General features: G+C 68.5%; 6 protein-coding genes and 3 pseudogenes. 2 read left to right on the plus strand and 7 right to left on the minus strand.

The annotated features are described in order from the left end of the window. Positions 1–52: 52 nt before the first annotated feature. Positions 53–940 (plus strand): NAD(P)/FAD-dependent oxidoreductase, encoded by an 888-nt coding sequence (locus ABZ719_RS33455; RefSeq protein WP_366728927.1) that lies wholly within the window; start codon positions 53–55, stop codon positions 938–940. Positions 941–1,316: 376 nt separating this feature from the next. Here the strand turns inward: ABZ719_RS33455 and ABZ719_RS33460 are convergent, their stop codons facing one another. Continuing rightward, on the minus strand, positions 1,317–1,769 hold the full coding sequence (locus tag ABZ719_RS33460; protein ID WP_366728935.1) for a hypothetical protein: 453 nt from the start codon (positions 1,767–1,769) through the stop codon (positions 1,317–1,319). A gap of 37 nt (positions 1,770–1,806) precedes the next feature. Between ABZ719_RS33460 and ABZ719_RS33465 the strand changes: the two are divergent. Continuing rightward, positions 1,807–2,226, plus strand: a pseudogene (locus ABZ719_RS33465) (transposase); the annotation flags it as partial. A 29-nt stretch (positions 2,227–2,255) separates the two neighbouring features. Here the strand turns inward: ABZ719_RS33465 and ABZ719_RS33470 are convergent. From ABZ719_RS33470 to ABZ719_RS33495, 6 genes and pseudogenes are all read right to left on the minus strand, one after another. Next, positions 2,256–2,897, minus strand: coding sequence for a hypothetical protein (locus ABZ719_RS33470; protein ID WP_366728928.1), 642 nt, complete (start codon positions 2,895–2,897; stop codon positions 2,256–2,258). Positions 2,898–2,956: 59 nt separating this feature from the next. Beyond that, complete coding sequence (locus ABZ719_RS33475; RefSeq protein WP_366728929.1) at positions 2,957–3,145, minus strand: hypothetical protein; 189 nt, start codon at positions 3,143–3,145, stop codon at positions 2,957–2,959. 91 nt (positions 3,146–3,236) lie between these two features. After that, positions 3,237–3,506: pseudogene (locus ABZ719_RS33480) on the minus strand (XdhC family protein); the annotation flags it as partial. A 100-nt stretch (positions 3,507–3,606) separates the two neighbouring features. Next, positions 3,607–5,802 (minus strand): xanthine dehydrogenase family protein molybdopterin-binding subunit, encoded by a 2,196-nt coding sequence (locus ABZ719_RS33485; RefSeq protein WP_366728930.1) that lies wholly within the window; start codon positions 5,800–5,802, stop codon positions 3,607–3,609. Further along, positions 5,799–6,779 (minus strand): xanthine dehydrogenase family protein subunit M, encoded by a 981-nt coding sequence (locus tag ABZ719_RS33490; protein ID WP_366728931.1) that lies wholly within the window; start codon positions 6,777–6,779, stop codon positions 5,799–5,801. The genes ABZ719_RS33485 and ABZ719_RS33490 overlap by 4 nt, the downstream gene beginning before the upstream one ends. A gap of 9 nt (positions 6,780–6,788) precedes the next feature. Further along, positions 6,789–7,079, minus strand: a pseudogene (locus ABZ719_RS33495) (2Fe-2S iron-sulfur cluster-binding protein); the annotation flags it as partial. Between the last annotated feature and the right edge of the window lie 92 nt (positions 7,080–7,171).

Raw genomic sequence — 7,171 nt, forward strand, 5'->3', positions numbered from 1 at the left:
TCTCTACAACGAGTTCCTCACTCTGGTCCGACCGGGCGAGGACGCCAAGCGCGTGGTCGACCGCCACGGCACGATCCTTTTCGACATGCCCGCGGACCCCGGTTCGGCCCGTCCCGAGGTGGATCGTGGCGAACTCAGGCGCCTGCTCATCGACTCGCTCGCGTCCGGGACGATCAGGTGGGGCCACAAGCTCGCCTCGGTCCGGCACCGTCCGGAGGGCGGCTACGTCCTCACCTTCACGGATGGTTCCGCCACGCGCGCCGACATCATCATCGGCGCGGACGGCACCTGGTCGAAGGTGCGTCCGCTGCTCACCCCCGCCGAGCCTCTCTACAGCGGAACCTGCTTCATCGAGATCGCCCTCACCACAGACGGCCAGAACCATCGGGCGAGCGTGGCCGCGATCGGCAGCGGCACGCTGATGGCGGTCGCGCCGGGCAAAGGCATCATCGCCCACCGCTACGCCGAAGGGCACGTGCGCGGATACGTGGCGCTGAACAAGCCCGAGACGTGGATGAGGTCGATCGACTTCCGCGACCCGTCCGCCGGCCTCCGCCAAGTCGCCGACGAGTTCGACGGCTGGTCGCCGCTGCTCACCGCCTTCGTGACAGAGAGCGACGCGGAACCGTGGCTTCGACCCATCTACGCCCTTCCCGTCGGGCTTGAATGGGACAGGGTGCCCGGCGTCACGCTCGTCGGTGACGCCGGGCACCTGATGTCGCCCTTTGCCGGCGAAGGCGCAAACCTCGCCATGTACGACGGCGCCGACCTGGCGAGCGAGCTGGTTGAGCAACCCGACATCGAGGCCGCGCTCACCGCCTACGAAGAGCGGCTGTTCCTGCGTAGCAGCGGCGCCGCAGGCCGCTCGGCGCAGAATCTGGAGGTCTTCTTCGGCCGGGAGGCACCGCAGAGCGTAGTCACTCTGTTCGATCACTCCTGATACGCCGGTCCAGGGTCGCGATCTTGCCGCGGACCCCGGCGGGGAACAGGTACGGCCATCGCGTGATCATCGGGGGTTGTGTGGACTCCTGAAGATCGTGCGGTGGCCGCAGGCCATAGCGTAGACCCTGTCCGTTGGCGAGCGATGTTCGATCAGGTCATGACCCGGATCGCGGCCGGTTCGGGCGGATGAGCCCCCAACGGCCGCCCGCGTCTACCTGCTCGGGCTGCTGTCGAGTGTCGGGCGGAAGAACTGCTGGCAGCCGGCCGAACAGGTCAGCCATGCCCGGTCCGGGCCCCTGCAGTGCTGGCCGCCGGCCAGACCGCTTCGGATTTACCTCTTTGTGCTCCGAAAGGGCGTGCTGATCGAGGCCCGGTCACGGCGCCGTCGGAATGTCAGTTATTCCGCTGGCCTCACCCCTGCAAGAGTAATCGATGATATCACTGAGCGGGATGTAGTAGTTTCCCACGTTTCGATAGTTCCGGTCTGCGAATCTGCCGTATTTGGCAAGACGTGCATCGCTTGCCTGCTTACTCAGATCGACAACGCTGCGCCATTCACTGATGTGCGCGGCATATGTTGCTGCGTCCGTATCCGCCACTTGCGCCCTCAGCGGCGTGGCCTGATCACAGATTTCCTGGTTGCTCACGTCGCCCGACTCACCGGAGGAGAAAGTGTCGGCCATCATGTAGCCGACGAGGGACAACAACGCTGCCAGTACGACTGCGGCCGCCAGTAGAGATGTTCGGGCCGTGCGGGTGTTGTTGATCGTCAGCGGGCCCAGGGCGATTTGACTCTTGCCCAACCTGTTTCCGCTTCCCAGAACCACGCTGTGTGCGATCGAGCTCGGTTGGTGTGTCGGCGGGGGAGTCAACCGCCGCAAGAAGGGCGCCGCGAACACATTGGCCGCGCTCAGGTCGATCCGGGCCGCCCGGCCGGACGGCGCCCCCATCTACGTCACCCTGGACAACCTGTCCGCCCACAAGGGCGAGGCGATCCGCCGCTGGGCGAAGGAGAACCGCGTCGAGCTGTGCTTCACGCCGACATACGCGTCCTGGGCCAACCCGATCGAGGCGCACTTCGGGCCGCTGCGGCAGTTCACCATCGCCAACTCCAACCACCGCAACCACACCGTGCAGACCCGGGCCCTGCACGCCTATCTGCGCTGGCGCAACGCGAATGCCCGTCACCCCGACGTGCTGGCAGCCCAGCGCCGCGAGCGCGCTCGCATCCGCAGCGAGAAGGGCATCCGTTGGGGCGCACGTCCCCTCGCCGATGCGGCTTGACCGGCCCGGCGACCTTGCCCGGCCAGGTCCTAGCAGTAGCCGTCCGCCCTGGCGCCGGCGGGAGCGAAGTTGGGCCAGGGATGCCCTGCTCTGTCGGAGGCAGCGGACCCTAGGAGGTCAAGAAGCGTGCACCCCGGGTAGCCCCGAAAACTCGCGTAGGTGCCCCGGTAGTAGCAGCTCCAGTAGCTCACGACCCGCCGTTGAGTGCGCGCGAAGAAGGCTGGGTTGTCCACGATGAACTGCCCGTAAGCGAGGTGGCCGCAGGTGCCGGGCGTGGCGAGATCACGGAGCTCATCGCAGATGACGACCAGGATCTCCAAGACGTACTCGCCAACCAGCTGCACGACGAAGGGGACGACCCATGGGTCCGTGGAACCGACGACCTTCTCCAGGTGACGCTGTCTGACCACCCCGTCGCAGTGCCGTGAGTACAGGCAGTGCAGAAGCTGCCGTTGGCGCGACGAAAGCGACGCCACCGCGTCGGTCGGCGGCTCGTCGTTGTAGAGGCGCCCGGGGATCAAGACCTGCTGGCCCTCTACAGCGACCGAGAACGAGGCATGCGGCTGGAGCCGAGAAGCAGGCATCACCGCCAGGACTGCCTCGGCATCGCTTGCAAGCTCGGCTGGGAACGCCCTGATCAACGGATTGCTGCTGTCGGAAAGCGGCTGCACGAGCCGAGCATAGGCGGATGCCTCGGCCAGGTAGATGGCATCAATGGCCCCACACCCGCTCAACCCGGCGAAGGTATGCGGTCAGAGCAGTAGGTATAGCCGACCAAGCGGCCGGAGCTGTCGGTGACCTTGGTGATGTGGCTGCCGTCGTTGGTGACGGTCAGCGTCCGACCCGAAGCGGCCGTGATCTTGGCCGGGAAGTCGCCGGAATAGGTGGTGGTGGTGGCGTTGCCGTTCTTGTCCTCCACCTTCGACACCCGCGCGTCCCCGGTCGTGCCGGAGCGGTTGAACGTCGTCTTCTCACCCGTGCGGCGACTGGTGAGAGTGAAGGACCTCTTGCAGGCCGACCGCGAGGGCGTCGTCGTCGGAGTAGCCGAACCGGGCGCGGTGCGGGGCGCCTCGGTCGTGGAGTACCTGTTGGCAGAGTTCGTAGACGGCTCCTTCGACGTAGCCGCCGGAGATGCTGCCGACCGCGGTGCCGTCTTTGTCGACCGCGACCGATGTTCCGGCGGGCAGGGGTGCGCTGCCGGTGACGTCGACGACGGTGGCGAGGGCGAAGGGGCGGCCTGTGCGGCACCAGGTGTGCAGTGTGTCCGCGATGTTCAGCATGAGGCTTCTCCGGGGCGGGCGGGATTCTCCGTGCGGGTGGGGCGTGCCCGGTAGCCGGAGGGGCGGCTACCGGGCACGGTGACACCTGCGGCAGTCTGGGTCAGATCAATGCCTCAGCAGTGACGGGGAGTTGGCCTACGCGGCGGCCGGTGGCGTTGAAGACCGCGTTGGCGATGGCCGGTGCTACGCCGACGTGGACGACCTCGCCGAGGCCCTTGACGCCGAGCGGGTCGGCCTCGCGGTCTTCGCCGTCCAGGTAGATCGTCTTGATGTCGGGGACGTCGGCGTTGACAGGGACGAGGTAGTCGGCAAGGTTCGCGTTGACGATGCGGCCGTCGCGGTGGTCGGTGACCGTGTGTTCCAGCAGGGCGGTGCCGATGCCGCCCACGATGCCGCCGATGGCCTGGCTCTCGGCGAGTTTGGGGCTGATGATGCGGCCCGCGTCGTACACGCCGAGCATGCGCCGCACCCGTACGAGGCCGAGTGTGGCGTCGACGGCGACTTCGGCGAAGGTGGCGTTGTAGGCGTAGAAGGAGTGCCGCGCAGGGTTCGGCGCTCCGGCGTACGAGCCGAGGGCTTCGAGGTGGGAGCGGCCCAAGCGGGCCAACAGCCGCTGGTAGGTCTCGCCGCGGGCCGGGTTGCCCTGCAGATGGAGCCGGCCGCCCCGCGCCACGACATCGGCTGCCGGCACCCCATACAGCGGGGAAGCCTCGTCCTCGACGGCCAGTTTGATGGCTTGGTGGCGGACCTGGTTGCAACCGTCGAGGACGGCAGAGCCGACGCTGGCCATCGTCTGGGAGCCGCCGTGCGGCGGGGTGGCCGGGTAGCTGGAGTCGCCCAGACGGAACGTAACGGTGCGCATGGTCAGGCCGAGTGCGTCGGCGGCAACCTGGGTCTGGGAGGTGTAGGTACCCGGTCCCATGTCGCTAGCGGCAGCCTCGACGATCGCGGTGCCGTCGGCGTCCAGCCGGACACGGGCTTCAGCCTGGTTGCGCTGGGTCTCGTAGACCCCGGTGGCCATGCCCATACCGATCAGCCAGTCCCCGTCCCGCCGCGAGCGCGGCTTCGCAGGACGGCGGTGCCAGCCGAACTCACGGGCGCCGACGGTATAGCACTCGCGCAGCCGGCGGGTGGAGAACGGCAGCTTGGTCGACTCGTCCTCGCTCGGCTCGTTGCGGCGGCGCAGCTCGATCGGATCGACGCGCAGCTTGTCGGCGAGTTCGTCCAGGGCCGACTCGATGACGAAGGACGCGCTTGCGAAACCGGGGCCGCGCATCCAGATGGGCGTGTTCACGTCCAGCGGCACCGTCCGGTAGTCCTGGCGGACGTTCGGCATGCTGTAGAGCATCTGCCCGGCCGGCAGGACGGTCTCGGTGAACGTCTCGTACGAGGAGGTCTCGGCCTTCAGCTCGTGGGCCATGGTGGTCAGCCGGCCGCGACGGTCGCTGCCCACGCGCAGGCGGTACTCGTAGGCGGGCCTGAAGCCGGTGCCGAAGTACTGCTGCCTGCGGCTCAGCACCAGTTTGACCGGTCGGCGCAGCTCGCGGGCGGCCAGCGCGGCGGCCACCGTGTGCGGCCAGCAGCGCAGCCCGCTGCCGAAACCGCCCCCGACGAACGGGGAGATGACCCGCACCGAGTCCATCGGCAGGCCGAACACCCCGGCGAGTTCGGTCTGGGCGGCGAGCACCCACTGGGTCTTGTCCCAGACGGTGAGCTTTGTGCCGTCCCAGCGGGCGATGGTGGCGTGCGGTTCCATCGCGTTGTGGTGGTTGCGCGCCATGCGGTACGTCAGGTCGAGGCGTACGGCCGCATCGCGCAGCCCGGCGTCGACGTCACCGCGGGCGTACGTCGTCGGCTTGTCCGCCTTCGCCTTGCGCAGGTCGGTGGAGGGTGGCTGTGCGTCGCAGGAGACCTTCACGAGGCTCGCGCCGTGCTGCGCGGCCTCCAGGGTGGTGGCGAGCACGACGGCGACGGGCTGGCCGTGGAAGCGCACCCGGTCGTCCTGGAAGACGCGCAGCCGTTCACCGGGTGGGTTGGTCATCGGTCCGGTGCCGCGATACGGGAGTTTCGGCGCGTTGAGGTGGCTGATGACCCGCAGCACACCCTGGTGGGCCAGGGCGGCCTTCGTGTCGATGGATGTGATGCGGCCGCGGCCGATGCTGCTGTCGACGAGGACGGCGTGTACCGCCCCGTCCACGTCGTGCTCGGCGGCGTACGTCGCCTTCCCGGTCACTTTCAACCGGCCGTCGACCCTAGACAGGGGCGCGCCCACGGCGGCCTGCGGCTGGGGGCTCACTTCGTACCTCCTACTGTGCGCAGCTGACGTTCGACGGTCCGCTTGAGCAGCTCGACCTTGAACCCGTTGTGTGCGAGGGGGCGGGCCCCGTCAGCTGCTCTCTCGGCGGCGGCCGGCCACAGGGCGTCAGAGGGCCGCTCGCCGATGAGGTGCTGCTCGACCGCGGGCAGCTTCCACGGCACGGTGCCCACCCCGCCGGCGGCTACCATCGCTTCGCGGATCACGCCGCCGCGTAGGTGCAGGGCGACGGCCGCTGAGGTCAGGGCGAACTCGTAGGACTGGCGGTCGCGGACCTTCAGGTAGCCGGAGGTGAGCGGGCGCGGGAGGGCGGGGATCTCCACCGCTGTGATCAGATCGCCACGGCGGATGGCCTGTTCGCGGTTCGGGGTGCTGCCCGGACGCAGCAGGAAGTCGGAGAAGGGGACGCGGCGTTCGCCGTCCTGGCCGAGCAGGTGCACGCTCGCCTCCAGGGCCGCGAACGCGACGGCCACATCGGAGGGGTGGGTGGCGACACAGTCCTCGGAGGTGCCGAGGATCGCGTGGGTGCGGTTGAAGCCCTCCCGGGCGGCACAGCCCGAGCCGGGATCACGCTTGTTGCAGGCGGCGGTGACGTCGCGGAAGTACGTGCAGCGGGTGCGCTGCATGATGTTGCCGCCGATGGTGGCCATGTTCCGCAACTGGGCCGACGCGCTCAGCTCCAGCGCCTGGGAGATGACGGGGTACAGGGTGCGTACCTTGCGGTGGGCGGCGGCCTCGGCCATCGTGACCAGCGCGCCGATGCGCAGCCCGCCGCGCCCGGTGACGGTGATCTCGTCCAGCGGCAGGCCGGTGATGTCGACCAGTGTTTCGGGGCGCTCGACGTTCTCGCGAATCAGGTCGACCAGGGTGGTGCCCCCGGCGATGTAACGGCCGCCCTGACTGCCTGCGTGGAGGGCCTCACGCGTGTCGGACGCTTTGCTGATGTCGAAGGGGTACATGGGCGGCCCTCACTTCCGGCCGGCGGTCTGCTCGACCGCGCGCACGATCTTCGTGTAACAGCCGCAACGGCAGATGTTGCCGCTCATCCACTCCCGGATCTCCTCCGGTGACCCGGTGTGGCCTTCCTCGATGCAGCCAACGCCGGACAGGATCTGCCCGGAGGTGCAGTAGCCGCACTGGAAGGCGTCCTCGTCGATGAACGCCTGCTGCAGCGGGTGCAGCTGGTCGCCGTCCGCGAGGCCCTCGATGGTGGTGACCTCGGCCCCTTCCAGGCGTACGGCGAGTGTCAGGCAGGAGTTACTGACTTCGGCTTGTCAGGGTGACGCCGGTTCGTCGAGAGCCAGGCCGGTGCCCACTATGAAACCGTCGAGGGTGCCTGGCCGGTACTGGA

The organism is Streptomyces sp. NPDC006743 (genome assembly GCF_040703815.1).
In the GTDB taxonomy this organism is placed as follows: domain Bacteria; phylum Actinomycetota; class Actinomycetes; order Streptomycetales; family Streptomycetaceae; genus Streptomyces.